This is a genomic window from Bradyrhizobium sp. WD16 (assembly GCF_024181725.1).
GTDB lineage: Bacteria > Pseudomonadota > Alphaproteobacteria > Rhizobiales > Xanthobacteraceae > Bradyrhizobium_A.
In genome coordinates this window covers 4,032,997-4,059,160 of sequence record NZ_CP028908.1, presented here as the reverse complement: position 1 = coordinate 4,059,160, position 26,164 = coordinate 4,032,997, and the positions used below count along the sequence as shown (strand labels likewise).

The window sequence follows — 26,164 nt, the reverse complement described above, 5'->3', positions numbered from 1 at the left end:
GCGGCGCTGGCGTCCCGTTTCCAAAACGTCAGAACCGGGACACTAAGCCGCAGCGTTCAGCCTTTGACCTTGGGGGCGACGGTCTTGGCCGATGCCGTGAAGGCGACGCGTAGCGTCGGTATGACGCCTGAAAGGCCACCGTCGTGTCGATGGCTGGGGGCCTCAGTGCCCTTTGGTCTCATTGGCCTTCGTGCCGATGGACTTGGTCTCCTCGTTTGCCTTGATCCCGGAGGCCTTGGTCGCATCGCCCTTGGTCACGGTGGGCTTCTCCATGCTCGCCTTGGAATCGAGTGCCTTGGAATCGAGCGCCTTGGGCGCGGCGGTCTGGGTCACCGTCGCGGCCGGCGCCTTCTCGGTCTTGACCGAAGTCTCGGCGGCGAAGGCCGGCACTGCCTTGGAATCGACTGCCTTGGAATCGTGTGCCTTGGGCGCGGCGGTCTGGGTCACCGTCGCGGCCGGCGCCTTCTCGGTCTTGACCGAAGTCTCGGCGGCGAAGGCCGGCACTGCCTTGGAATCGACTGCCTTGGAATCGTGTGCCTTGGGCGCGGCGGTCTGGGTCACCGTCGCGGCCGGCGCCTTCTCGGTCTTGACCGAAGTCTCGGCGGCGAAGGCCGGAGCGGCGATGACCGAGGTGGCGACCAGGGCGGCAGACAAACTCTTGAGCATGGAATTCTCCTGTCATTCGATCACGTCGGCGGCCGGTATGGTCGACTTCGTGATCGTCGGATCGAGATTAGGGGGCTGGCGGTGAACCCGACCTGACGCGTGCGGACAGGGTTCGTTCACCTGGATGACGTTTCGGCAATGTTGGGCGGCCGGCGAGCCGGCATGTCATGGCCCCGCAGTGATGCCTGTCCAGGCGCCGACAGGCCGGCTTTAAACCGGGACCAGCTTTGGCCACCCGGCCTGCCTCGACAACGCCGCAGCCGACGTATAGAGGGTCGGGGCTGCGCGCCCGCCGCCTTGGCGACGCCAACTCGTCCCTCGGGCCACGAAGTCACCTCGATGTCCGTCTCGGTCTCGACCAAGTATCCCAAGGTCGCCTTCGTGGCGAGCCAGAGCGACGAGGCCCAGCAGGCACTCGTGCATCTCAGCGAAATCTACGGCAATCATCCGGTGTCGGAATCCGATGTGGTGGTCGCCTTGGGCGGCGACGGCCTGATGCTGCAGACGCTGCATCGCGAGATGCGCTCAGGCAAGCCGATCTACGGCATGCATCGCGGCACCGTCGGCTTCCTGATGAATGAATTCTCGACCCACAATCTCGGCACACGACTTGACGCCGCCCGCGAAACGCTGATCCACCCGCTGCTGATGCGCGCCACCGACGTTCACGGCAGGGTGCACATTCATCATGCGATCAACGAAGTGGCGCTGTTCCGACAGACCCACCAGGCGGCCCGACTGCGGATCCTGATCGACGAGCACGAGCGCATGCCCGAACTGGTGGCTGACGGGGTGCTGGTGGCCACCCCGGCCGGCTCCACCGCCTACAACCTCTCGGCCCAGGGCCCTATCCTGCCGATCAACGCCCAACTGCTGGCGCTGACCCCGATCAGCGCCTTCCGTCCCCGGCGCTGGCGCGGCGCGCTGTTGCCCAACACCGCCTTCGTCGTGATCGAGATCCTGGAAGCCGACAAGCGCCCGGTGGCTGCCGTCGCCGACCACGACGAGGCCCGCGATGTCAGCCGTGTCGAGATCATCTCCGACCGGACCATTTCCATGCGCATGCTGTTCGATCCCGGCCACAGCCTCGAGGAACGCATCCTACGCGAGCAGTTCAGCTATTGAGGCCGGGCACAAGCGAGCGCCCGGCGGAATACGGACTCGCCGCAAGACAGTACGGCAAGGGAATTGACCGCTGCAACGGCTGCGGTCCCTCAACCAATCGTTAAGCCCCCGCCACCTATAGTTAACGTCGGGTATATCTGCCGTCCCGGGCCGCCGCGAGCCGCGCCATGTTTCGCATCGACTTCAACAAGCTGCGCTTCCTGATCTGCGACGACAACCCGCATATGCGTCGCATCCTGCGCACGCTGCTGCACTCCTTCGGGGCCCGCGAAGTCTATGAGGCCGAGGACGGCGCCACCGCCCTCGAGATGTTCAGCCATTCGGTGCCGGACATCCTGATCTGCGACTGGGCGATGCCGATCTTCGATGGCCTCGAGCTGACCCAGATCATTCGCCAGCCCGAGGGTATCGGCAATCCCTACGTGCCGATCATCATGCTCACCGGACATTCCGAGAAGCGCCGGGTGATGGTAGCGCGCGATGCCGGCGTCACGGAATTCCTGGCAAAGCCGATCTCCGCAAAGGCGCTCTATCAGCGCATCCTCAGCGTGGTGGCGCATCCGCGCCCCTTCATCCGCACCAAGAATTATTTCGGCCCGGATCGGCGCCGCAACACCACCCAGGCCTATATCGGCCCCGAACGCCGCGGCAGCGGCAAGGCCGAGATCATCCAGCAGCCCGCGCTCCTCGACAAGGCGCGGGTGACGAGCTGATCGGTCAGCAGAGGACTTCACCATGGCGAGGACCAGGAAGACCAAGCCGGCCGAGATCAAGGTCGAGACCTATGCGCAGCATCAAATCATCACCCAGCCGAACCCGCTGCGCGACGCGCTGCGCCCGCTCGACGACGGCGAGCATGACGATCCGATCGCCCGCGCCGAGCGCGCGCTTGCCGAACTTTCCAGCGAATTCAAGGGCTGGATGGCGGTGGAATGCGACCGCCTCGCCGCCTCGCATGCGGCACTGGTGCGCGATGGCGTGACCGCCAAGACCCGCGACGAACTGTTTCGCGCCGCCCACGACGTCAAGGGCCACGCCGCGACATTCGGTTATCCGATGGCCGCGGCGGCCGCCGAGAGCCTTTGCCGGCTGATCGAGCACGCCCCGGAGCTCACCAAGGTGCCGCCGAACCTGATCGAAAACCACGTCTCGTCGATCCTTGCGATCGTGCGCGAGCACGCCCGGATCGACCGTATGGGAGTGGCGAGCGAACTCAGCCGCAGGCTTCGCACCATGGCCGACAAGTATCTGGTAGCTGCCAATCAGGACCGCCCCGAACACCTCGAAGCCATTCTCGCGCCAAGCATCGTCCCAAGCGACTGAGCGACGCCGCCCGCCCCGTTCCGGCGAGGCACGCGCCACACATCATTGCATGCAGGACAGCCGCCTCAGGCGGCGATCAGCGCGAAGGGATCGTCGTCGACGGCGGCGAGTTCATCACAGAACAGACGCGCCTCCTCGCGGGCCGATTCCGTCGAGAAGCGGCGGAGCAGCACCATTAGCGGTGCGGTCGCCTCAGCATCGTCGGCGCAGGCCGTGAGTACACGTTCGACCATGCGCCGGTGCAACCGGCCGCGCCCCTCGATGCTGCCGACAAAGCCGATCTCGCGCACCGCATCGAGCGCGGCGCGGAAGGCGGCAAAGGTCGAAGCCGGCAACCCCGCCCGGCTGAGCAGCGCGGTGACGGCGGCGCTGCCGCCGTCCTGCGACAGCCCCGCGACGCGTTGCGGCGGCAGTCCGGTGAGTTCGACAACCGCGGCCTCGAAAAGATCGACATTGCCCGACAACAGCGCCCGCAGGATCAGGCCGGCGGTCAGTTGTCCGGTGATGCGCAGGTGGCCGACCAGCGCCGCGAGATCTTCGCCGCGGGACCCGGCAGCGATGGAGACGGTCGAGCGCTCGGCGGCCTCGGTGGCCAGGCGTGCGGCGCGATCGGCGGAGAGCCAGTTGCGACCGGCGACGAACTGCACGAGCGTCTCCGACAGCTTCGCCACCAGCGACAGACGCAGCGCCGAAGGCAGATCCTCGCGGGCAAGCAGCGCCTCGCGCAGCGCGGCGAGATGGCCGTGGCGCTCGACGATCCGCCCCAGCGAGAAAGCCGGAAGAGCCGCCGTGGCGTTTTCAACGAGTTCGAGCGCGGCGGCGGCGTGACCGACCTCGGCGATCGCGGCGCAGATCGACGCCGGCAGCGCGGCGCGGCGGGCGATGGCGCACTGGACGTCACGATCACCGATGGCGACGAGGTCCACCAAATCGGCGTCGATGAGCAGCGGGGAGGACTCCAGAACCAGCAGCGCGACGGTCACCTGATCCAGCGCCAACGCCTGGACGATCGCCGGCGGCGCCGCGATGCTGCCGGCGAAGACCTCGGCCATGGCCCTGCGCACCAGCGGCGACGGATCGTCGAGTTGCATCAGGAGCGCACCTTCGGCCGCGGCGCGATCGTCCTCCGACAGGTCTGAGATCAGATAGGCGCGGGCCAGCGCCCGGGTCGCCTCCGCCCGCTCCCCTGCGGGAGCGGTCCGTACCCAACTGATGAATTGCCGAACGATCATGCTTTAAGCCGACCTACGCAAACTTGTGACGGCAGACCTCCAGAAGGCTGCCACTCATACAAATTAAACCATGACGCTTAACAAAGCGTTCACCATAACTAACTGCTATAATTGATGTTATATTAACCAGCGGGCGCCGCTGAAAATGCCTGTGTGGGATCAGCGCATCACGCCAGCAGCCCCCTCGACCTGCCGTGAAATACCACATTTTCCCAATATTTTGACGATCAGCCGCTGAAGGTTCCAGCACGGTCGCTGAACAGGTCGAGCGGCTGCGCCGCCGCCTGCCCGTTCTGGGCGGACGGAGCGTTCCCCCACAACGCGCGGACAGCGGGCGACACCGGCTCGTTGCGCTCACCGACCTGGAACAGCGAGCGGAAGGTCGGGGCGTAGGCGGTCGCCTGGGACGGCTGCTCGGCCGTCCGCCCCGACGAAGCCTGCTGCGCTTGCGGGAAACCGGAAAGGAAGAACGCGTTGTCCGCCACACCGGCCTGCGAAGGGTTGCCTGCGCCCTGTCCGGCGGCGGGACTGGCACCGAGGCTTGCGATGGCGGTACGGGTCGACTGCGACTGCGCGGCCGCCTCATAGCGCGAGGTCAGCAGGGAATAGACCTCGCCGACCGAGCGCGGCGCGCCGCTGCGATCGTAGAAGATCGGCTGGTTTGCCGCCGCGGCGCTGGGAAATATCGCGGCCGCCGAAGCGCGGGGATTGTCCGCGGCACTGGTGATGAGCTTGGCGGCTCCGCCGACGCCCATAAAATGAGCAATATAGAGCTCGCCGTCGGAGGGACGACGACCAATCATGTCGGTGAGCTTGAAGCTGTTGGCCTGGGTCAGCACCCCGGCCATGGCCGAGCTCACCACCGGGTCATCGCGGAGCGCGAGAATCTGCTGGCGCACCCCGGGGTCGGCAATAGAATAGAAGCCCGAGGCCGACTTGCTGATGGCGTCGGCATATTGGCCGTAGCCGAGTGAGGGGCCGGCCTCCTTCACGGTGCCGAGCCAGGTTTGCTCGATGAACTGGTAAAGGCCGCGCGCCGACGACGTCGAGGCCGACGCGGACGGATTCAGGTTCGATTCCATCTTGGCGGCGGAGAGCAGATACTCGAAGCTCGCGCCGGTGGCACTGGCCGCCTGCCTGATGGCCCCGGTGATCTGCGCCCGCACGGCCTCGAGGCCTGACGCGAAGCTATTGCCGTCGACCGACATTGATGGTGCCCTGCTCCCAGCGGGAACCGTGGCGGATTATGGTTAACGGCGGGTTAACGTCAGGCTTTGCGGTAGACCTGAGCCGGGTCGAACAGCCGCTCGGCGCTGACGAAGGCCAGCGCGGCGCCGTCCGCGCCATCGCGGTGGCTCACGGCGCGATAGAAGCAGGATCTGCGGCCGGTGTGACAGGCCGCCCCGTGCTGCTCCACCCGGATCCAGACCGCATCCTGGTCGCAGTCGACCCGCATCTCGATGACCTTCTGTACATGGCCGGAGCTTTCACCCTTGCGCCACAGAGCCTGGCGCGACCGGCTGTAATACCAAGCCTCGCCGCTGGAGATGGTCTTGTCCAGGGCGTCCCGATTCATGTGCGCCACCATCAGCACCTCGCCGGTGGCGGCGTCGGTGGTGACGCAAGTCAGAAGACCGGCCGCGTCGAACTTGGGCTGCAGTACCAGGCCTTCCTCGATCTCCGATGATGTCGCGCTCACGGCTCTCCCTCAAAGGCATCAGCGGCGCGGATTGCGCGACGCTGCGAAGCAAAAGGCTGCGAAATAAAAGAATGGCGAAGCGGCCGCAGCGCCGCCGAAACTGGTGACCGCTTCCACGAACTTCGATGGAAACGGAGCGGCGGCTCTAGGTTTTTGTTTCCTTTCCAGCAGGCGCTCATACGAACGTTGGAAACAAAGGGACACTAGCATTATGATTCTAGTGCGGTTTTGGATCTGACGCTCGTATGAAGAGCTCGCTGCAATGCTGAAACGAGCGTCAGATCCACCACATTAGCGCTTGTCGCGAACCAGGTTCAGGAAACGATTCTGGTCGTCGGGATTATTGCGGAACACGCCGGTAAAGCGCGTCGTCAGCGTCGAGGCGCCATGCTTGGCGACGCCGCGCACCGACATGCAGGTGTGTTCTGCTTCGACCAGCACCGCCACGCCGCGCGGCTTGAGCACGGTGTCGATCGCACCGGCGATCTGCGCGGTGAGATGCTCCTGGGTCTGCAAGCGATGGGCGAAGATATCAACGAGACGCGCAAGCTTGGACAGGCCGACCACCCGCTCCACGGGCGTATAGGCGACATGCGCCTTGCCGTAGAACGGCATCACGTGATGCTCGCAATGGGAGGTGAAGGGGATGTCCCGCACCAGCACGAAATCGTCATATCCGGCAGTCTCGCCGAAGGTCCGGTTCAACACCTCGGCGGGGCAGAGATGATACCCCTGAAACAGTTCGTCATAGGCCTCGACCACCCGACGCGGGGTGTCGAGCAGGCCTTCGCGGGCAGGATTCTCGCCGATATAGGCAAGCAGCGTCTTCACCGCGAGTTCGGCCTCCTCGCGCGAGGGGCGTGGCAGGTCGGCCTGAATGGCAGAAGCCTGGAATTCCGAAGCCGGGATCTCCGACGGGGTCCGCAGCTGCTTGATAATCGCGTCCATTCAGCTCTCCGTTCCACCACTCCGAACCACGACCGGTCGAGAACTCGATCAATCGCGGCCCAGGGATCGACCACGGATCGATGCTCGATCGGTGGCTGATCCATGGTTCGTCGGACCGTCCGGCCCTACCCTGACGCAACCGCACAAGCGGTCCGACCCGGGATAACGACGACTTTCGGGAGCAGCGGGTTTATTCCTGCGGTCCCGTCCATATATGGTCAAGGGTAGATATATGACAGGGACCGGGAGCCGCCAAGGGCGTCACCCGCCCCCGATAGCCAAGACCGGCCACCATGCTGAACGACGTCTACAACAAGAAGATCATCGAACTGGCCGGGAATATCCCGCGCCTCGGGCGGCTGCAGGTCCCCGATGCCACCGCCACCGCCCATTCCAAGCTGTGCGGCTCGACCGTGAAGGTCGACCTGAAGATGGACGGCCCGGTGGTCAGCGACTTCGCCCATGAGGTCAAGGCCTGCGCCCTCGGCCAGGCGTCCTCGTCGATCATGGCCCGCCATGTGGTCGGATCGAGCGCGGCCGAGCTGCGCGAATTGCGCGATACGGTCCGACGGATGCTCAAGGAAAACGGAGCTCCGCCGGATGGCAAATGGGCCGAAATCGCCGTGCTGGAGCCGGTCCGCGATTACAAGGCCCGCCACGCCTCAACCCTGCTGACCTTCGACGCGGTAGTCGACGCAATCGACCAGATCGAGGCGAAGAAGGGCAAGACTGAGCAGCTGGCGCCAGCCCAAAGCTGAGTGGACACTTCAGGCCATGTCAAAATGCAGGTGGCGCCGGGCGCGCTCTGGCGCCGGGCAGAAATCCATTTCGCAAAAAGACGCTCTATTGATGCGAGCCGGCTTCCGCTGTCCGGGTCGACTTCGTCCCCGGCTCGTTGTCGTTGTCGCCCGGAGGCGTCTTCTCGACCGCGAGCTGCCGCAGATGGGACGCCGACGTATCGCTGACCGGCTTGACCGAGGATTCCGGCAGCGCAGCGGTCGCCAACCGATCCTGGATCGGCTTGTCAACGCTACGCACCGGCGTGGCCGCCGTCATATCAGCGGCCTGGCTGTCGCCCTTGCCGTCGGCAATCAGCATATCTGTGACCAGATTGGTCTGGCGCAGTTCGGCAAAGCTCAGTTCGTGCAGCGGCTCCCATGGCGGCACGCTCAGAGCCAGGCCCAGCAGATCGCCGCCGCCGCCCATCTCGAAGGTATATTTGGCAAGCCGGCCGACATCGCGCTCGATGATCATGACGTCCTGAGCCGTATAGCTCGCCGCGGTGGCATCCTCGGCGCGATCGCCCATCCAGATCTGATGTACCCGGACATGGGCGCCGTCAGGAACGCTCCGCGTCTTGCCGGCGAGCAGCAGGAACACGCACATGGATTCGCAATAGGCCTCGGGCTGCACGAGCGTCGCACCCTGTGCATCGCTCGAAAGGATACCGACAGTGGTATGAACGCCGAGTTCGCGCCACTTTCGCCCGAGATCGATGGCATCGAGAACCGAGCCGCCGCTGGAGTCGAGCACGATGGTCGCGCCCTTGAGATCACGGCCATCGGCGAATTCGGCGAACGCATCCGGCGTGTCACCGGTGATCGAGCCGACCGCGGTGACACCCCCCCGGCACGCAGCAGCACATGGCGTCGGCTGCCCGTTTTTGATCTCGTGCCAGGCGAATTGCATGGGCTGCTTGCGCGCCTCCAGCGGGCCGCTGGCGAGCGCCCGCCCGCCGAACACGGATCCACCTGGCAACGACATCAGGAGCGCGGCAGCAACAATCCCTACCAGGCCGCGCCGGCTGTTGGTGGCTTGCTTCGTCAGCGACAAGCTCTGGTTCCTTCCCCACCCCGCCCGGGCTCGAACCGGATCACGTCAGCGATCCACGTCACACGATCGTTGCAAAAATCGTACCCGAGAGGGACAAGTCGCGTCCACGCAACTTTGGTGCAGCGCAGCCATTTTCGTGTGATATTTTGCGGGTGTGATGTGATTGCAATCAGAGCTCCCGGTTCCCTGCTGAGGACCCGACACCTTGCGTACCAGGATGCATCACACTCGCCGCACCCCACGTTTACATGATGATCGAAATCAAAAAGTCGGACTTTTCACTCGATCGATCGCGCCGTTCGGCCTTCGCTGCAACCCTTGTCCGCTTGCCGCGCCTCGTTGGCCGCGCGTTGATACTCGGATACCGATTTACGCTGTCACCGCTGATCGGCTTCCATTGCCGGCATCTGCCGACGTGCTCGGCCTACGGCGAAGAAGCGATCATGCGCTTCGGACTGTGGCCTGGCGGCTGGATGACGCTGGCGCGCCTCCTGCGCTGCCAGCCCTGGGGTACGTCCGGCATCGACAACGTTGCCAACGAACTGCCGGCCGGAGCGCACTGGTACATGCCCTGGCGCTATGGCCGCTGGCGCGGCGTCAATGCACCACCTCCACTCACTCCGCCGGCGCGGCACTGACCGTCGCTGCTGCGATCACTGGGCGGGTACGCCACAGCACCACGAGGGCCAGCGCGATGAATGCAACGGCGGCATAACCGTTGCCATGGATCTGCTCGCGCGCGAAGAACGCGCCGCCGAGGCCCGAGCCGATCGCCTGGCCGACATAGAGAACGGACGTGTTGAGCGCGACCGAAGCGTTGGCCGAAGCCGGCGCCGCGGCGACGAGGCGGGCCTGCTGCATCGAGTTCATCGCGGCGAAGCCGAAGCCCCAGGGCACGCTCGCCGCCAGCAGCACCCACAAGGTCGCGAGTCCCGCACCCAGGGTCCACAACATGCTGCCGGCGAGCAGCGACATCATGAAGAACACCGACGTCCGGAACGGACCGAACGGGCCGACGATTCGCATGGCGAACAGATTGCCGAGAAACCCGCACACGCCATAGATCATGAAGGACAGAGAGATGATCTCGGGCGTGGCGCCGCCGATGCGCGTCAGAAGCGGAGCGAGATAGGCGAAGACGGCGAACTGGCCGGCGATCTGCAGCGTGGTGATCGAAAGCAGCAGCAGCACCATTCGATTGCGCGCCAGCGCCAGCCAGGTGCGCAGATCGACGCTCGCCCCCACCAATCCCTTCGGCAGGAAGATCGCGATAAGCACCGCCACGACCAGCGCCAGGGCGCCGATCCCGCCCAGCGTCTCGCGCCAACCGACATGCGCGGCCGTGAAAGTGATCACCGGCATGCCGAAGGCGAAGGCCAACGACCAGCCGAGAAACACATAGACGATGGTGCCGGCGCGGCGCGCCTCCGGCACGATCTGCGATGCGGTTCCCGCGGCGATCGGCGTGAACAACGCTGCGATGGCGAGCATCACGAGCCGCACCGCCAGCAGCGCGGCGTAATCCGGCGCGGCCATCAGCGCGAGGTGACAAACGCCGACGACCAGCATCGTTCCGGCGAGCAGCAGACGGCGATCGATCCGGCTGGTCAGCCAGGTCATCATGGGCGAGCCGACGCACAGCACCGCGGCCCCGAAGGTGATCAGGAGCCCGGCCTGGTAGACGGACACGCCGAGTCCTTTGGCGAGGTCGCCGAGCATGCCCGTCGGCGACATGATGGCGAGACCGGTGACGACATTGCCCAGCATCAGGGCGGTGGGCGCGAGGGAGCGTGACATCCGCACATGCTACCCCGGATTTCATGCATGTGCATATACTTTTTTGGATGCCGAGTGCTGCGCCCTTCGCATGGGAACGCGACCGGACCGGGAACATTGGCGTTGCGGAAGGGCCGGCGGCTGGTCTATCGCTGTCCTCCCGCTTACCTGCGCTCGTTCGCAGGAGTGAGCCCCAGGAGACGATGATGACCGAGAAATTCGTATTTGGCCTCGCCAATCTGCGCCCCGTGGAATCGCAGCCGATCACCCTGACTTTTCCCGACGGCGCCGCCCGCCAATATCCCAAGAACACGACCGGCTTCGAGATCGCCAAGGCCATTTCGCCCTCGCTGGCGAAGCGCACCGTTGCGATGGCCCTCGACGGCGAACTCGCCGATCTCAACGACCCGATCACGCAGGACGCCCGGATCGAATTCGTCTCGCGCGAGGATCCACGGGCGTTGGAGCTGATCCGCCACGACGCCGCCCACGTGCTGGCCGAGGCGGTGCAGAGCCTGTGGCCGGGCACCCAGGTCACCATCGGCCCGGTGATCGAGAACGGCTTCTATTACGACTTCTTCCGCAACGAACCGTTCACGCCGGAGGATTTCGCCGCGATCGAAAAGAAGATGCGCGAGATCATCGCCCGCGATGCGCCGTTCACCAAGGAAATCTGGACACGCGACGAGACCAAGCAGGTTTTCCGCGATAAAGGCGAACTGTTCAAGGTCGAGCTGGTCGACGCCATCCCCGAAGACCAGACCATCCGGATCTACAAGCAAGGCGAATGGTTCGACCTCTGCCGTGGTCCGCACATGACCTCCACCGGCAAGATCGGCAACGCCTTCAAGCTGATGAAGGTGGCCGGCGCCTATTGGCGCGGCGATTCCAAGAACCCGATGTTGACCCGCATCTACGGCACCGCCTTCGCCAGGCAGGAGGAGCTCGACGCCTATCTGAAACAGCTCGAGGAAGCCGAGAAGCGCGACCATCGTCGGCTTGGCCGCGAGCTCGACCTGTTTCATTTCCAGGAGGAAGGCCCGGGCGTCGTGTTCTGGCACGCCAAGGGCTGGACGCTGTTCCAGACCGTGGTCGCCTATATGCGCCGCCGGCTGTCCGGCGAGTATGACGAGGTCAATGCGCCGCAAATCCTCGACAAGGTGCTGTGGGAGACCTCCGGGCACTGGGACTGGTATCGCGAGAACATGTTCGCGGCGCAGTCGGCCGGCGACGAGGCCGAAGACAAGCGCTGGTTCGCGCTCAAGCCGATGAACTGCCCCGGCCATGTCCAGCTCTTCAAGCACGGCCTGAAGAGCTACCGCGACCTGCCGCTGCGCCTCGCCGAGTTCGGCGTGGTGCACCGCTACGAACCGTCGGGGGCCATGCACGGCCTGATGCGCGTGCGCGGCTTCACCCAGGACGACGCCCATATCTTCTGCACGGAAGATCAGCTCGCCGCCGAGTGCCTGAAAATCAACGAACTGATCCTGTCGACCTATGCCGATTTCGGCTTCGAGGGAGACCTGACGGTGAAACTGTCGACACGCCCAGAAAAACGTGTCGGCAGCGATGAGTTGTGGGATCACGCCGAACGCGTCATGGCGACCGTTCTGCGCGAGATCGAGACGCAGGGCCACAATCATCGGATCAAGACCGAGATCAACCCCGGCGAAGGCGCGTTCTACGGTCCGAAGTTCGAGTATGTGCTGCGCGACGCCATCGGCCGCGACTGGCAGTGCGGCACCACCCAGGTCGACTTCAACCTGCCTGAACGCTTCGGCGCCTTCTATATCGACGCCGACGGCGCCAAGAAGCCGCCGGTCATGGTCCACCGCGCGATCTGCGGCTCCATGGAGCGCTTCATCGGCATTCTGATCGAGCACTTCGCCGGTCATTTCCCGCTGTGGCTGGCCCCAACCCAGGTCATGGTGACCACCATCACCTCGGAGGGCGACCATTATGCCGAGCAGGTCGCCGCGGCGGCGCGCCGCGCCGGACTGAGGGTCGAGATCGATCTGCGCAACGAGAAGATCAACTATAAGGTCCGCGAGCACTCTCTGGCGAAGATCCCTGCTCTGCTCGTCGTCGGCAAGAAGGAGGCGGAAGGCCGGTCCGTCTCGGTGCGCCGGCTCGGCAGCGAACGCCAGACCGTGCTGCCGCTGGACGAGGCCATCGCGGCGCTGGTCGATGAGGCGACGCCGCCCGACATCAAGCGCGCCCGCGCGGCCCACTGATCTCGGCACCAACGGCAATCGGGATAGGGGGAAACCTCGCGGCTCCCCCTCCCACACCGCCGTACAGGGTCCGTATACGGCGGTTCGCCGGATTGAGCGGCAATAGCTGTTCCATTGATGCCGTAGTATGGATGCCAACGATCGGCCGCTTCGCCAACCCTTCGCCGCCAGCAGGCTGGGTAGAGGACTTCCAACTCCAAGCCGTCGAACTTGCTCGGCACTCAACGCGATCAGGCGGCGGCAACGGCCGCCGCCTGTGTCCGCAAGCCTGTCGCCTCGCTCGCACTGTTCCGCGAGTTGCGGAATTGTGCCGCTGCAGCACGGCATAAGGACGCAACGTTCTATAGCTGGCGCTCCCGCCCCGCCGGGCGCGGATTGCGCTTTAGAAATCTTGCGAACGCCGGCGCGTGCACGGCCATCCCAGCGCTTTCGGGCCGTCGGCCGAACACAACGACCTCGCGCCGACAGAGCCGATAACCGATGGCGAGGAGACAGAACCAGATCGGAGCGATGTAGAGCGCAACCCGGGTTTCCTCGTCGAAGCCCATGAAGACCGCGACGAGGCCGAGGAAGCCGAGCACCGCCCAGTTAGTGACGGGTGCCCCCGGCATCCGGAACGAGACCGGCGCCGCCTCGCCGCTAGCGACCGCTCGGCGGTATCCTATATGCGCCAGCATGATCATCGCCCAGGTCCAGAGGGTTCCGACGAGCGCGACACTGGTCACATAAACAAAGACCTGCTCGGGGATGAAGTAGTTCAGCACCACGCCCAGCAGCATCACAGCCACGGAGGCGGTGATCCCGAAGGCTGGCACGTGGTTTTGGCTGACCTTGCCGAAGACCTTCGGCGCCTGACCGAAGTAGGCGAGCGTATAGAGCATCCGCCCCGTGGAGAAGATGCCGCTGTTGCAAGAGGAGGCGGCTGCCGTGATGACCACGAAGTTGATGATGCCGGCGGCGGCCGGCAGACCGATACGATCGAACACCATAACGAACGGGCTCTTGCCGGGGCCGAAGGCGGTCCAGGGCACGAGCGCCATGATGACCAGCAGCGCGCCCACGTAGAACACGAGAATCCGCCACGCGATGGCGTTGGTGGCTTTCGGCAACGACTTCTCCGGATTCTCGACCTCGCCGGCGGTCACCCCTATCAACTCGACGCCCTGGAACGCGAACATCACGATCTGCAGGCTGAGCACCACGCCGAGCACGCCGGTAGGAAAGATGCCGCCGTGCTCCCACAGGTTCGACACTCGCGCGGCCTCGCCCCAACCGAGGAGCATGACCAGCGGTCCGGCGACGAGCAGCGCCACGATAGCGAGTATCTTGATGAGCGCGAACCAGAACTCGAGCTCTCCGAACAGCTTCACCGCGATGAGGTTGACGCCGTAGAGAACGCAGAGCCCGATGAGCGCCGGTAGCCACTGGGGCAGGCTCGGGAACCAGTAGTTGGTGTAGATGCCGACCGCGGTGATTTCGGCCATGCCGGTGACCACCCAGGTGAACCAGTAGGACCAGCCCGTGGCGAATCCGGCGAAGGGACTGACGTACTCCTCGGCATAGGTCGCGAAGGATCCGGCCACCGGACGGTGCAGCATGAGTTCGCCGAGCGCGCGCATGATGAAGAAAATGACGATACCGCCCAGAACGTAGGCGACGACGAGGCCGGGTCCGGTCTGGGAGATGGCGCGGCCCGAGCCGAGGAACAGGCCGACGCCGATCGCCCCTCCGAGCGCAATGAGCTGGACGTGCCGGTCCTTGAGGCCGCGCTGGAAGTCGCGCGCCTCCTGTTTCTGTTCGGCGTCGAATGCGAGTTGGTCATCCTGTTGCACGATGGGCTTCCTCCAGTGTTCTTGTCAGGGATAAGCCGCCGCGGGCGCCGAAGCGCTTCGCGTGGATCTGATCGAGGCTCGTTCCGGCCTCGGCCAGCGCGGCCGGCAGATTGTCGAAGACCTTCACTTCCTCCTCTGGTTGTTAGAGACAATAGCCAGCAAGGCCCATGCCAACGTCCGGCCCTCGTTTTTCCCTCTATCTCCTTGATATTCCTTGCCGTGCCTGGCAACCGATGCCACATGTGTACATGAATGTTTACAACGCCCAGTCACTCGGCCTCGTGAAGGCTTGATTGACCAACGAGTCCGGGCACCTGTAGCCGTTCGTTTACACTGTCAGGGTTTGTGTACGGGGATTACTACGATGCGGCTGCAGATAACGTTCGTCGACCGCGTCGGCATCGCCTCGGAGATCCTGTCGGTGCTTGCGCGCCGCCGCCTTGACGTGGTGGCGGTGGAGGTAGAGCCGCCGCATATCCATGTGGACGTTCCGGACTTCGCCGAGGACGACGACATCGACGAACTGCGGGCAGCACTGCGCCAGGTGGCCGGCGTCGAGTCCGTCCACCCGGTCGATCTGCTGCCGGGCGCACGGCGGCGGCTGCACCTCGACACGCTGCTCGATGCACTCGCGGACCCGGTGTTGGCCGTGGATCGCGCCGGCCGCATCGTGGTCGCGAACACAGCTGCGGCCGATGCGCTCAGCCTCGATGACAAGGAGGCCCTGGCTGGCATGACGCTCGCCGGTCTCTTCGACGATCCAGAGGTCGGCCGCACCTTGCTGGCGCAGGGGTTTAGCGAGCCGCAGCGCGAGGCGACGATGCGCGGGACGCCGTTTCTGCTCGAAACCCGGCCGCTGATCGAGGGCGCCGTCCTTGCCGGCGGAGTCATCCTGCTGCAAGCCCCGCGCCGCATCGGGGAGCGGCTGAACGCGTTGCAGCACTCGGGAGACGCTGGCTTCGACGCCATTCTTAGCGAATCCGCCCTCTTGCGGGCGCTGAAAGCGCGCGCGGCGCGCCTAGCCGCCGTCGACGCGCCGCTGCTCCTGGTCGGTGAGACCGGCACCGGCAAGGAACTGCTCGCCCACGCCTGCCATCGCGCCAGCTCGCGCGCCGACAAACCCTTCCTGGCGCTGAACTGCGCGGCGCTGCCCGAGAGCCTCGCGGAAAGCGAGCTCTTCGGCTATGCCGGGGGCGCCTTCTCGGGTGCCCGGCGCGACGGCAAGCCAGGACTGCTCGAACTCGCAGACCACGGCACTGTGTTTCTCGATGAGATCGGCGAAATGTCGCTCTACCTTCAGGCGAAGCTGCTGCGCTTCCTTAGCGACGGCAGCTTCCGCCGGGTCGGCGGCGAGCGCGAGACGCGGGTGAACGTGCGGATCATCAGCGCCACGCACCGCGACCTGCCGACGATGATCGCACGCGGTGGTTTCCGCGAGGACCTCTACTACCGACTCAATGTACTGACCCTGAAGATCCCGCCCCTGCGCGAGCGCGGCGAGGATGTGCGGCTGCTGGCGCGCCATTTCGTGGAGCGGGCAGCGGTGCAGGCGCGGCGCCCCCCTTGCCGGCTGACCGCGGCGGCTGAGGAGGCCCTTGTTGCCCACCCCTGGCCTGGCAATGTCCGCCAGCTCGAAAACGTCATCTTCCGTGCCGTGACGCTCAGCGACCGCGCACTGATCGCCCCCTCCGACCTCGAGCTGATCGCCGTCCCGGCCCCCCCGGCGGCCGGACCATCCGCTTCCATGCTGCCGGACGACGCCGACTGTGCAACTTGGGCTGAGGCGGTCGCGGCTTTCGAACGCGACCTGCTGCAACGGTTTTATCCGAGCTATCCGTCGAGCAGAAAGCTCGCCGCACGCCTTGGCGCGTCGCATACGATGATCGCCAACAAGCTGCGCCGGTTCGGCTTGCCGCGGCCGCCCGGCCGCTGAACCGATCGCGCGAGGTCCGCATCACATGGAGGCGGTCGCCGCGCCGCGCACCAATCCGAAGGTAAAGTCGAAAGCGCGATCAGACGTCTATCGAAGCGGGGCTTCCTTTTGCTGGGAGGCCACTACCCCTCGCACGCCGCATACCCCCGCAAGTTTGGCGCCCATTGAATCCTTCCAATCGGACCCGGCTGCTCGTAGCGGCTAGACAGACGTGTTAAGGCTCGCGCCGTTGCAACCATGATTGGAACAACCGCCTTGACCGACGCCATCGACCTTCTCAAGACCCGCCGCTCCGCCAAGACGCGCGACATGCGCGGCCCCGGCCCCTCCCCGGCCGAGCTCGACACCATTCTCACCATCGCCGCCCGCGTCCCGGATCACGGTAAGGTCACGCCGTGGCGCTTCATCGTGTTCGAGGGCGAGGGCCGGCTGCGCGCCGGCGACGTCATCGCCAGGGTCTTCGCGGCAAAGCATCCGGATGCGACGCCCGAGCAGATCGCCACCGAGAAGGCCCGCTTCACCGAGGCGCCGCTGATCATCGCCGTGATCAGTCGCACCAAGCCCCATCCCAAGGTGCCGGCCTGGGAGCAGGAACTGTCCGCGGGCGCCAGCGCCATGAATATCGTCACCGCGGCCGCCGCTCTCGGCTACGCCGCTAACTGGCTCACCGGCTGGATGGCCTTCGACCGCGACGTCCTCGCCGGGCTCGGCCTCAGCGGGGACGAGAAGATCGCCGGCTTCGTCCATATCGGCCGCATCGATCAGCCCGTCGAGGACCGGCCGCGCCCGGCGCTGAGCGAGATCGTGACGCGGTTCTGACGGGACGCCGCGGGCACTTCAGCGGACGAGATGCGGCAGCGTCGATTCATGCAGTTGCAAAGTCGCGACCGGGCGCGTGACCGCGGAAGTCTCGTTGATGCCGGGGTTTCGCAAGCCCACAAGACGGGCGCGGCAGAGAAAACGCTTTCCCGGCCACAAGCCTCCGGCAGAGCGCGCAGCTCTCGCCCCCAGTCGTTGAATGACATGCTTACGCGGCGCGGCTGGCGTCGCCGCCAAGGCGGCCGAACAGGGCGGAGAGTGCCGCCGCCGGCTGCGCCGCACTGAACAGGAAGCCCTGTACCTCGGTGCAGCCTTCGGCTCGCAGATGTTCGAGCTGTCCCTGCGTCTCCACACCCTCGGCCGTGGTGCTGATGCCCAGGCTGCGTGCCAGCCCCGAAATCGCCCGGACGATGGCGACGCAGTCGGCTCGCTCGGGAAGGTCGCGGATGAAGGAGCGGTCGATCTTGATCTTGTCGAAGGGAAAGCTGCGCAGATAGCTCAGGCTGGAATAGCCGGTGCCGAAATCGTCCATGGAGATCCGCACCCCCAGCCGACGCAGCTGGTGCAAGGTCTGAAGATTGGCGTCGGTTTCGGCGAGCAGGACGGATTCGGTGATTTCGAGTTCGAGCCGATCGGGCGCAAGGCCCGAATGGGCCAGGGCCGCCATGACCGCTGAGACAAGATTGCGGCTCTTGAACTGAACCGGCGACAGATTGACCGCAACCTTGATGTCATCCGGCCAGCGCGCGGCCTCGGCGCAGGCCGAGCGCAACACCCACTCGCCGATCGGCACGATCAGCCCAATGTCCTCCGCGATCGGAACGAATTCGGCCGGCGGCACCATGCCGCGAACGGGGTGCTGCCAGCGCAGCAGCGCCTCGAAGGACACGATCCGGCGCTCGGCGACATTGACGAGCGGCTGATAATGCAGATCAAAGCCGCCTTCGGCCAGCGCCTCGCGCAGGTCCGCTTCCAGCGAGCGGCGCGCCTGGGCCTGACGGTCCATCTCGAGCTCGAAGAAATGATGGACGCCGCCACCGTCCGCCTTGGCGCGGTACAGCGCCATGTCGGCATTACGCAGCAACAAATCGGCGCTGTCACCGTCGGTCGGCGCAATGGCGATGCCGATGCTGGCGCCAACGACGAGTTCACGACCATCGATATGATAGGGGGAGCTCAGGGCCTCGATCAGATGCGCCACCCGCTCGGCGATTTCCGCCGGAGCGTTGACGGGATCGAGGATCACGGCGAATTCGTCGCCGCCCAGCCGCGCGGCGATATCTCCGCCTGAGAGCGCCGCCTTGAGGCGGCCGGCCACCTCGACCAGCAGGCGATCGCCGGTGGGATGACCGAAGGTGTCGTTGATGTTCTTGAACATGTCGAGATCGATGCCGAGAACCGCGGCCTTGCGGTCGGCACGGTTGCACTGCTCGACGGTGTGCTGGAGCCGCTGCTGCAGAGTGACGCGGTTGGGCAGACCGGTCAGGGCATCGTGATGGGCGAGATAGGATATCTGCGCCTCCGCCTTGCGGCGCTCGGTGACGTCGATGATCGAGACCAGGAAGGCGGAACGACCGCCGAAATCGATGCGGCGCCCGCTGGTCACGACCTCGATCTCGCTGCCGTCGGCCCGCAGATGCCGCCAGCTCCGCCCCGACTGATAGCTGTCGTCGAGATGCAGGATGGCCCGCGCATGAATCTCGCGCTCATCCGGCGGCCAGATGTCCCTCGCCGTCATCCGCAGGAAATCCTCGCGGCGGTAGCCGTAATGGGCGACCGCCGCTTCATTGATGTCGAGAAACTCGAACGTCGTGTTGTCGATCAGCCACATCGGCATCGGGTTGCTGTCGAACAGCAGGCGAAAGGATTCCTCGCGGCGCTTCATGGCTGTGACGTCGGTGAGCGTCGCTGACAAGAGGTCGCCGATCGAGGCGACACTGACCCGCAGGTGGCCGTCACGCGTAGCGATCTCGAACCGGTCCGGATGGCCGCTGCTCACGACCGCGTTGAGCCGGCGCAGCACCTCGGTCGACGACAGATCGTGTGCGCCCTGCCCCAGGCGCTGCCAACGCAGCGCAGCGGCGGAGCATCGCAAGAGGCGCGCCGCGCCCTCGTTGAGATCGACGACCTGGAAATCGATCGCGGCGAGGCCGGCATCACGGCAAGCCGCGAGCGCGAGGAAGCCGTCCTCGGTGGCGCGAAAGATGGTATCGACCAGGCTGTAGCCATTGCCGCGTTCGTGCGCGTAGGTCGAAACCAGCGGCGGTCCCCAGCGACAGGCCATGGGCATGGCGTAGAGATCGAAGGAGCGCACAATCCCGTTCGCGACCTGGTAGGCCGTGGTGGCATAGGGGCGGGCAATGGTGAGAGCATTCTCTACGGCCTCGGTGAGGACGCCGCGATATTCGGGCGCGAGGTCGGCGACGCGCCGGTCCCAGGCATCTTCGCCGAGCCAACGCCGCAGCCCTCGCCCGGTCCGCATGATGATGAGTTCGTCGCCACGGCCCTGAAGCAGCGCCATATAGTCGGCGAGACGCCCGAGGCTGCCGAGGACGACATCTTCATAGGCCGGGAGGATCTCGCCGGGGCGCAGCGCAGCGAACCATCTGCGGCGGAGCGTCGCCACGTCGCTCAACCCTTCCACCAGTGCGTCATTCTGCTTGCCGACAGCGGTCACGGAATCCCCACGCCATACACGTTAGTTCACGCGCAATTCAGCGTTGTCGGATTGACGCTTGGTAAACAGAAAGCTGCAGCGTCGTTCTATGACAGTTTTAAGGCACCTGATGGTTAGCGGCAGACGACAAGTGCCAGCAATTGTAAGCTTCGCACCTGTTCGCGGCTCGGATTATCGCGAGCGTCAGGAAAAAATGGCACCGAACAAGTCGCGTCAGCGCGCAACCACCTCGATCTCGCCGTCGACGCCGTTCACGACATTGAACGTACGCTCAAAGACCTTGCCTTCGTTCTTGGCGATGGCGCGGTATTCACCTTCGGCGAGAATGACGCGCGGAAACGCGCCGATCGATTCCTTGATGATGTCACCAGCCGGCGTAATCACCGACCAGGCGGTATTGGCGAGCGCCTCGCCACCGTTTTCACCGACCAGCTTGAGAGTGATCACCGCGGCGCGGTGGGAGACCGCAACGTCGGTCAGCTTGCCGGCCTGGATGCGGATATCGGACCGCACAACCGAATTGGCGTCACCGTAGTTTGAGACGATGTAATAGGTGCCTTCGGGCACCAGCAGAACTTCGCCTGCGCCCACATTCTGGGCGATCGGTGCACGATCGCCGCCCTCGAACTGGCTGCCCTTGAAGATGGTGAACGTGATCTGGCCCGGCGGGATCTTGCTGGACCCGACGCGGCCTTCGAGCCGCAGGCCGCCGGCGGGCAGATCGAAGGATTCCCGCGTGGTCTCCTGCTTGAGCGTCACCGAACGCACCGCGCTGGCAAGGCCGAGGCCAACATGAACCACGTAGCTACCGGGCGGCAGCACGATATTCGGCGTCGCCGTATGGTCTTCGCGCACCAGTCTGAAGGCGCCCGACGCATCGGGTCGGTCCGCATAGACACGCCATACCAGCCCGCTGTTCACAGTGGGCAGATCCCTGCCGTAGCGCGCGGTCAGCGCCAGGACCGCCTGTCCCGGCGCGGACACGCCCGCGGCAGCGGGCGGCAGTGCCGGAGCGACCGAGATCGGCGGCTGGGTGATCGGGTTCGGCAGCGCCGGAGCGCCTGCACCCGCAGGAGGAGCCAGATTCATCGCCGGACCGCTGGGTACGTCCGGAACGGTCCCGGGAGGCACCGGCGGCGGCCGATCACTGAAGAATTGCGCCTGAGCCGGGGCGACATTCACCGCGCAGCCGAGCGCAACGGCCGCCATGGCGATGAGCAGCCCGGCGAAACGCCGCGGCGAAAGCCGGAACTGGTGGCAATGGCGGATCATAACTGGCGGGTATTGGGCCGAAAAGGCGGCAAATTCAAGCCTCTGGCGGCTCGAATCCCCGCTCTCCGCGCGAACGGATGGCCTGGCGATCTTTTATCCGGCGACACAGACCCATCTGAAGCGCATGATCGACCAAGTATCAGCCCGGTAAGGATGTGACATACGATTCTAGTGTGGCGTCTCGCAATTGCCTACCGCCTTTGCGGCCAGTCTCTCGTAGGCAATTGCGAGACATAAGCCACACTAGCGCTTTGACTTTGCTAGTGTCCTTATGTCTCCGAATTACCGTGCGAGGGTGAGGCAAATGAAGCGGTAATTCGGAGACAGGACACTAGTGCGGTGGATCTGACGCGCGTACCAAGGACAGGCTGCCAGCTGATACGAGCGTCAGATCCACCGCTCTAACCCTGCATAATTTAACGCTATAGGCGCATCATCCCTTTGGGGGCGATGCGGCGAATCGCCGATCTGGCGACCGGCAGAGGAGAAGCGGCGTGCTCGAAAGCCTGATTGGTTGGGGAAAAGACAAGGGTGGCACCGGCCCGTCCCGGCGGCCGACCATCGGCCTTGCCTTGGGCGGGGGCGCTGCCCGCGGTTTTGCCCATATCGGCATCCTACGCACCCTGATCGACAACGGCATTCGGCCGGACATCGTGGTCGGAACGTCCATCGGCGCAGTGGTGGGAGGCTGCTACGCCGCCGGCCATCTCGATGAACTCGAGGAATGGGCCCGGGGCCTGCTGCCCAAGAATATCTTCGGCTACCTCGATATCCGTCTGAACGGCTCGGGCCTGATCGGCGGCAACAAGCTCGCGGCCCAGCTCGAAGCATCGATCGGACCGACCCGGATTGACGACCTGCCGCTGAAATTCGCAGCCATCGCCACCGAGGTACAGACCGGCCACGAAATCTGGCTGACCCACGGCCGGCTGGTCGACGCCATGCGCGCATCCTACGCCCTGCCCGGCATCTTCGCTCCAGTCGAGATCAGCGACCGCTGGCTGGTCGACGGCGCGCTGGTCAATCCCGTGCCGGTCTCTGCCGCTCGCGCCCTCGGAGCGGAAATCGTCATCGCCGCCAATGTCAGCACCGATGTGTTCGGTCACGGCACGATCATTTCGCGCCACGGCACCACCGAAGATCCCACCGTGGAGCCCGAACTTCCGCCGCCGCCACGGCGCGGCTTCGGCCGGCTGTTTTCCGTGGAGCGCACGGTCAAACGGGAGTTCTTCGGCAGCCAGAACCGCCCCGGCATATCCACGGTCATGGTCGATGCATTCAACATCATGCAGGATCGCATCACCCGCGCCCGCCTCGCTGGTGATCCGCCCGACGTGCTGATCTCGCCGCGCGTCGGCAAGATCGGCTGGTTCGACTTTCACCGTGCCGAAGAAGCCATCGCGCATGGCACCCGTGCCGCCCAACGCAATCTGGATTCAATCCAGGAGGCGATCGCCATCCTGTCGCCGACCGCGAGCAATGCTCCCGGCCTGGGACCTGACGAGAACGGCGGATCGTGAGGACCCGACTGGCCCTTCGATCTGATGCCTGCCTGGGACAACCGGCACGCGCCTCCGCGGTCTCGCCGCGGCTCGAAGGATGAGGCCACGGCAGCGCCACGAGTTTTCGTGATCGGCGCCGGTTGCAAGCTGCCCTCCGGGGAACGGGCTCAGGCCGTCTTGATGTATTCCTGAAGAGCCTGCTGTTCCTGCTCGTATTCCCTGACGCGCCACTTCACGACGTCGCCGATCGAAATCAGGCCGACCACCTTGTCACCCTCGACCACCGGCAGGTGGCGAAACTTGCCCGTCGTCATGGTCTCCATGATGCCGGAGACGGTATCGGCCTCGCCGCAGGTCACAACCTTGCGCGTCATCACCTTGCTGACGGATTCATCCAGTACCGCGGCGCCGCGCTCGCCGAGGACTCGCACGATGTCGCGTTCCGACAAAATCCCCTGGATCTGACGATCCTTGCACACCAGCACCGCGCCGATCCGGCGCTCGCTCAGCAGCTTGATCGCGGCCGACAGCTTGCTGTCCGGCTCGACGCTCACCACCTCATGGCCCTTGGTATTGAGGATCGCCCTGACCGTCATCGTCGCCTCCATTCGAGAAAACAGCCGCTTGCGGCGCCGCGGCCTTGTTCGTTTTCAACTACGGAATTCAGCGCATATCGATTTGGTCGCCCAATGATGGAGTAATTTGGGCCAGCTCGCAAGCGCGGGCGCCCGCCATGCGCACGAGGTCCCGTGTCGATCAGCTTGCGTTCAGACGATGTCGCTGTCGCTGTCGACTTCCGGTCCGGGCGTCGCTTCGCGGGCGTCCGCCGCACGGCGCGGGACCGGATCGAACATCGAGAACAGCACCAGCCCGGCGAGGAACCCCCCGATATGGGCCTGCCAGGCAATGCTTTGTGCCGGTGCGCCAACCGCAATCGATCCGATGCCGAACACAATGTTGATGCCGAACCAGATGCCGAGGAAGGCAAGCACGCGCGGATTGCGCAGTGCCAGGCTCAGCGGCTGGGCGGGGACCAGTGCCGCGGCTTCGGCATCGCTGCGCCGCCCGAATGCCAGAAAGGAACCGCGACCGAAAGCGAACCGGATCGCCGCCGCCATGGCGCCGGAGACCGCGGCCGAGGCGCCGATCATCGGCGCCACCTCGTGCTGATGAGTGACGAGATGGGCTACCGAGCCGGCGACCGCAGTCACCGCGAGGAACAGGTAAAACCGGACGGCCCCGAAGCGCCGCGCTACCGCACTGCCGAACGGCAGGAGCCACAAGGCGTTGAAGATGATGTGGTTCAGGTCGGCGTGGAGAAGCGAATAGGTCAGAAAGGACCAGATCGCGGCGCCGGGAGGGTTGGGAAAGGGCAGTTCAACCAGCGCGGCATCGTAGCGCGCCGGCACGAAGCCGAAGACCCAGATGGTCCACTCGTCGAATTCGACCGGGAGCAACGCTCGCACGACATGGATGACCACGAGCAACACCAGGAGCGCCGTCATGGGCCCCGGGATGGTCAGAATCGGCTCCCGTGGCAAATCCGCAGGCGTTGAATCCAAGGACGGCCTCAAATCGGCTAGGCGAAGCGGCCATCGGCCGCACCGGATCAAGGGGCACCAGATAGGCGGCTTTGCGTGGGGGGCGCAAGACTTGGCAGGACAAGACTTGGCCGGACAAGACTTGGCCGGACAAGATTTGGCCGGACAAGATTTGGCCGGCGAAAGACTTCGGGGCAAGGCTACTCTGGACCCGTGTCACGAGCCCACGTCCGAGCAGGTGGCGAATGTCGAATCCACTCCGACGGGACCCAACCGTGCCGTAAACAAAAGGAGCGGGAAAGGCACCCCGCCATTCCCGCTCCTCGCAGCCCGTGGAGAGCCCCACCCCTCCCCGGCCGTGATCGTATGACGCCTTGCGCATTGCGACCGCAGTTCTTCTGCGCTTCCGTGTGGTTTTGATCTGAAGCTTTCTCCGCTCCGATGGAATTGGAGCGGAGGCTCCAGGTTTTTGTTTTGACGCGTTTTCTTCGCGCGAACCGGTATCCACTTCGCGGGAAAAGGCTCTAGAGCAGACTCCGATCAAGGTGGATCATATCCGCATGCGGCGAAGTAGTTTGCGCATTGGGCGGGCTTGAAGATGTCGGCGCAGGTTTCGAGGGCGCGCATCAGGGCGGCGACGGTTCGCTCGGCGATTTTGCGCAAATGCGCTTTCAGCTTGGAAAACGCCTTCTCGATCGGGTTCATGTCGGGGCTATAGGGCGGGAGGTAGAGCAGCTCGGCGCCCGCGGCCTCGATCAACTCCTTGACCCGCGGCCCCTTGTGGGCGGACAGATTGTCCATGACGACAACGTCGCCTTTCGTGAGGGTAGGAACGAGGCAGTGTTCCACCCAGTCCTCGAACAGGGCGGCGGTGATCGGACGATCATAGGTCTTCGCCGCCACGAGCCCGCGAAGGCGGATGCCGGCGACGAGCGTGACCGTCTTGTAATGGCCGTGCGGCACGCCGACGCGCAACCGCCGTCCGCGCCGGCAACGCCCACCTTTGCGCGCCAAATTGGTCGAGGCGCCCGTTTCGTCGATGAAGACGAGCTTCTCGGGATCGAGATCGAGCTGTCGCTCGAACCATTCGAGGCGTTGCTTCAGGACGTCCGGCCGCTGCTGCTCCGAGGCGTGTGCGGTCTTTTTTTAAACGTGACGCCATGACGGTCGAAGAAGCGCCACAGCACGGAACTCGAAAAATGCTCGCCACAATTCCTGATCAGACGTTCCTGGATCTCCAGCAGGGTGACGTCCGGCGTGCGCCGGATCAGCCCCATCAGGTAGCCGTGATGGGCTTCGATGCGGCCGGAGCGGCGATCGCCTCCAGTCGACTTCGGCGACATTTCTCCCGTCGTCTCGAATTGCTTGACCCAGCGCACGGCGCTCGCAATGCTGACTTCGAAACGCTTCGCCGCCGCATTGCGCGACAGCCCGCCCGAGACGACAGCCTCCACCACTCGTTTGCGAAGATCGTCGGAAAGCGCCATTCCAGCCGCCTCCATTCTGCGGCAGGAATCATGAATCAGATGTCAGCCGATTCGGGAATCCTGATTCGATTCACATCGCTCGGAGCCTGCTCTAGCCGGTCGGCCTGCCGGCGCCAACATCATGCTTAATTTAACGTTAACGGCTTAAATCTGCGGCCCGAACCGGACAGCGCATTCCGCGGCATGGACGCTGCAAGCCTGGTCCTGCACAACCATCAAAGCCCTCGCGAGGGATCGTTTCGGGACATGTCTGTCCCGGGCATCC

23 protein-coding genes are annotated in these 26,164 nt (G+C 64.9%); 9 read left to right on the top strand and 14 right to left on the bottom strand.

Annotation, left to right across the window (positions count from 1 at the left end; genetic code table 11):
- Nucleotides 1–162: 162 nt before the first annotated feature.
- The gene (locus tag DB459_RS18780) at nucleotides 163–666 is read right to left on the bottom strand and encodes a His-rich protein BRANT (RefSeq protein ID WP_253706776.1); all 504 of its coding nucleotides are present in this window, start codon (nucleotides 664–666) and stop codon (nucleotides 163–165) included.
- A gap of 339 nt (nucleotides 667–1,005) precedes the next feature.
- Here DB459_RS18780 and DB459_RS18775 point away from each other — a divergent pair, with 339 nt between their 5' ends.
- From DB459_RS18775 to DB459_RS18765, 3 genes are all read left to right on the top strand, one after another.
- The gene (locus DB459_RS18775; RefSeq protein ID WP_253706775.1) at nucleotides 1,006–1,791 is read left to right on the top strand and encodes an NAD kinase; all 786 of its coding nucleotides are present in this window, start codon (nucleotides 1,006–1,008) and stop codon (nucleotides 1,789–1,791) included.
- A gap of 167 nt (nucleotides 1,792–1,958) precedes the next feature.
- Nucleotides 1,959–2,504 carry a response regulator gene (locus tag DB459_RS18770; protein ID WP_253706774.1) on the top strand — a complete coding sequence of 182 codons (546 nt, stop codon included), beginning with the start codon at nucleotides 1,959–1,961 and terminating at the stop codon, nucleotides 2,502–2,504.
- Between the two features lie 22 nt (nucleotides 2,505–2,526).
- Nucleotides 2,527–3,114, top strand: a complete 588-nt coding sequence (locus DB459_RS18765; protein ID WP_253706773.1) for an Hpt domain-containing protein — start codon at nucleotides 2,527–2,529, stop codon at nucleotides 3,112–3,114.
- Nucleotides 3,115–3,179: 65 nt separating this feature from the next.
- Here the strand turns inward: DB459_RS18765 and DB459_RS18760 are convergent, their stop codons facing one another.
- The 4 genes from DB459_RS18760 to folE all read right to left on the bottom strand — a co-directional run bounded on the left by DB459_RS18760 (nucleotide 3,180) and on the right by folE (nucleotide 6,993).
- A complete protein-coding gene (locus DB459_RS18760; protein WP_253706772.1) occupies nucleotides 3,180–4,346 on the bottom strand; it encodes a DUF2336 domain-containing protein in 1,167 nt (388 codons plus the stop codon).
- Between the two features lie 227 nt (nucleotides 4,347–4,573).
- On the bottom strand, nucleotides 4,574–5,554 hold the full coding sequence (locus DB459_RS18755; protein ID WP_253706771.1) for a lytic transglycosylase domain-containing protein: 981 nt from the start codon (nucleotides 5,552–5,554) through the stop codon (nucleotides 4,574–4,576).
- 59 nt (nucleotides 5,555–5,613) lie between these two features.
- Entirely contained in the window at nucleotides 5,614–6,045 is a 432-nt protein-coding gene (gene hisI / locus DB459_RS18750; protein ID WP_253706770.1) for a phosphoribosyl-AMP cyclohydrolase, read from the bottom strand.
- 291 nt (nucleotides 6,046–6,336) lie between these two features.
- Nucleotides 6,337–6,993, bottom strand: coding sequence for a GTP cyclohydrolase I FolE (folE, locus tag DB459_RS18745; RefSeq protein ID WP_253706769.1), 657 nt, complete (start codon nucleotides 6,991–6,993; stop codon nucleotides 6,337–6,339).
- A gap of 293 nt (nucleotides 6,994–7,286) precedes the next feature.
- On the opposite strand from folE, the gene DB459_RS18740 reads away from it, so the two are divergent.
- Nucleotides 7,287–7,751: an iron-sulfur cluster assembly scaffold protein gene (locus DB459_RS18740; RefSeq protein ID WP_253706768.1), complete on the top strand. Its 465-nt coding sequence runs from the start codon at nucleotides 7,287–7,289 to the stop codon at nucleotides 7,749–7,751.
- A gap of 85 nt (nucleotides 7,752–7,836) precedes the next feature.
- Here DB459_RS18740 and DB459_RS18735 read toward each other — a convergent pair whose 3' ends face one another.
- The gene (locus DB459_RS18735; protein ID WP_253713628.1) at nucleotides 7,837–8,757 is read right to left on the bottom strand and encodes a hypothetical protein; all 921 of its coding nucleotides are present in this window, start codon (nucleotides 8,755–8,757) and stop codon (nucleotides 7,837–7,839) included.
- Between the two features lie 320 nt (nucleotides 8,758–9,077).
- On the opposite strand from DB459_RS18735, the gene yidD reads away from it, so the two are divergent.
- Nucleotides 9,078–9,464: a membrane protein insertion efficiency factor YidD gene (yidD, locus tag DB459_RS18730; protein WP_253706767.1), complete on the top strand. Its 387-nt coding sequence runs from the start codon at nucleotides 9,078–9,080 to the stop codon at nucleotides 9,462–9,464.
- Here yidD and DB459_RS18725 read toward each other — a convergent pair.
- Nucleotides 9,442–10,623 (bottom strand): MFS transporter, encoded by a 1,182-nt coding sequence (locus tag DB459_RS18725; protein WP_253706766.1) that lies wholly within the window; start codon nucleotides 10,621–10,623, stop codon nucleotides 9,442–9,444. The genes yidD and DB459_RS18725 overlap by 23 nt on opposite strands.
- 185 nt (nucleotides 10,624–10,808) lie before the next feature.
- Here DB459_RS18725 and thrS point away from each other — a divergent pair, with 185 nt between their 5' ends.
- Nucleotides 10,809–12,836, top strand: a complete 2,028-nt coding sequence (gene thrS, locus DB459_RS18720) for a threonine--tRNA ligase (RefSeq protein ID WP_253706765.1) — start codon at nucleotides 10,809–10,811, stop codon at nucleotides 12,834–12,836.
- A 341-nt stretch (nucleotides 12,837–13,177) separates the two neighbouring features.
- Here thrS and DB459_RS18715 read toward each other — a convergent pair whose 3' ends face one another.
- Entirely contained in the window at nucleotides 13,178–14,668 is a 1,491-nt protein-coding gene (locus DB459_RS18715) for an amino acid permease (protein ID WP_253706764.1), read from the bottom strand.
- Nucleotides 14,655–14,795 carry a hypothetical protein gene (locus tag DB459_RS18710; RefSeq protein ID WP_253706763.1) on the bottom strand — a complete coding sequence of 47 codons (141 nt, stop codon included), beginning with the start codon at nucleotides 14,793–14,795 and terminating at the stop codon, nucleotides 14,655–14,657. Before DB459_RS18710 ends, DB459_RS18715 begins: the two co-directional genes overlap by 14 nt.
- Before the next feature lie 237 nt (nucleotides 14,796–15,032).
- Between DB459_RS18710 and DB459_RS18705 the strand changes: the two genes are divergently transcribed.
- Both DB459_RS18705 and DB459_RS18700 read left to right on the top strand, forming a co-directional pair.
- Complete coding sequence (locus tag DB459_RS18705; RefSeq protein WP_253706762.1) at nucleotides 15,033–16,601, top strand: sigma 54-interacting transcriptional regulator; 1,569 nt, start codon at nucleotides 15,033–15,035, stop codon at nucleotides 16,599–16,601.
- 255 nt (nucleotides 16,602–16,856) lie between these two features.
- Entirely contained in the window at nucleotides 16,857–17,420 is a 564-nt protein-coding gene (locus tag DB459_RS18700) for a nitroreductase (RefSeq protein ID WP_253706761.1), read from the top strand.
- A gap of 208 nt (nucleotides 17,421–17,628) precedes the next feature.
- Here DB459_RS18700 and DB459_RS18695 read toward each other — a convergent pair whose 3' ends face one another.
- Together DB459_RS18695 and DB459_RS18690 are read right to left on the bottom strand one after the other, a co-directional pair.
- Nucleotides 17,629–20,097, bottom strand: coding sequence for a bifunctional diguanylate cyclase/phosphodiesterase (locus DB459_RS18695; protein WP_253706760.1), 2,469 nt, complete (start codon nucleotides 20,095–20,097; stop codon nucleotides 17,629–17,631).
- 213 nt (nucleotides 20,098–20,310) lie between these two features.
- Nucleotides 20,311–21,369 (bottom strand): hypothetical protein, encoded by a 1,059-nt coding sequence (locus tag DB459_RS18690; protein ID WP_371926777.1) that lies wholly within the window; start codon nucleotides 21,367–21,369, stop codon nucleotides 20,311–20,313.
- Between the two features lie 494 nt (nucleotides 21,370–21,863).
- Here DB459_RS18690 and DB459_RS18685 point away from each other — a divergent pair, with 494 nt between their 5' ends.
- Entirely contained in the window at nucleotides 21,864–22,889 is a 1,026-nt protein-coding gene (locus DB459_RS18685; RefSeq protein ID WP_253706759.1) for a patatin-like phospholipase family protein, read from the top strand.
- Between the two features lie 149 nt (nucleotides 22,890–23,038).
- On the opposite strand, the gene DB459_RS18680 is transcribed toward DB459_RS18685, so the two are convergent.
- From DB459_RS18680 to DB459_RS18670, 3 genes are all read right to left on the bottom strand, one after another.
- Entirely contained in the window at nucleotides 23,039–23,467 is a 429-nt protein-coding gene (locus DB459_RS18680; RefSeq protein ID WP_253706758.1) for a CBS domain-containing protein, read from the bottom strand.
- Between the two features lie 171 nt (nucleotides 23,468–23,638).
- The gene (locus DB459_RS18675; protein ID WP_253706757.1) at nucleotides 23,639–24,376 is read right to left on the bottom strand and encodes a rhomboid family intramembrane serine protease; all 738 of its coding nucleotides are present in this window, start codon (nucleotides 24,374–24,376) and stop codon (nucleotides 23,639–23,641) included.
- Nucleotides 24,377–24,952: 576 nt separating this feature from the next.
- A protein-coding gene (locus DB459_RS18670) for an IS630 family transposase (protein WP_253706756.1) occupies nucleotides 24,953–25,899 on the bottom strand; the annotation gives its coding sequence in 2 pieces (ribosomal slippage) (nucleotides 24,953–25,560 and nucleotides 25,560–25,899; 948 coding nt in all).
- Between the last annotated feature and the right edge of the window lie 265 nt (nucleotides 25,900–26,164).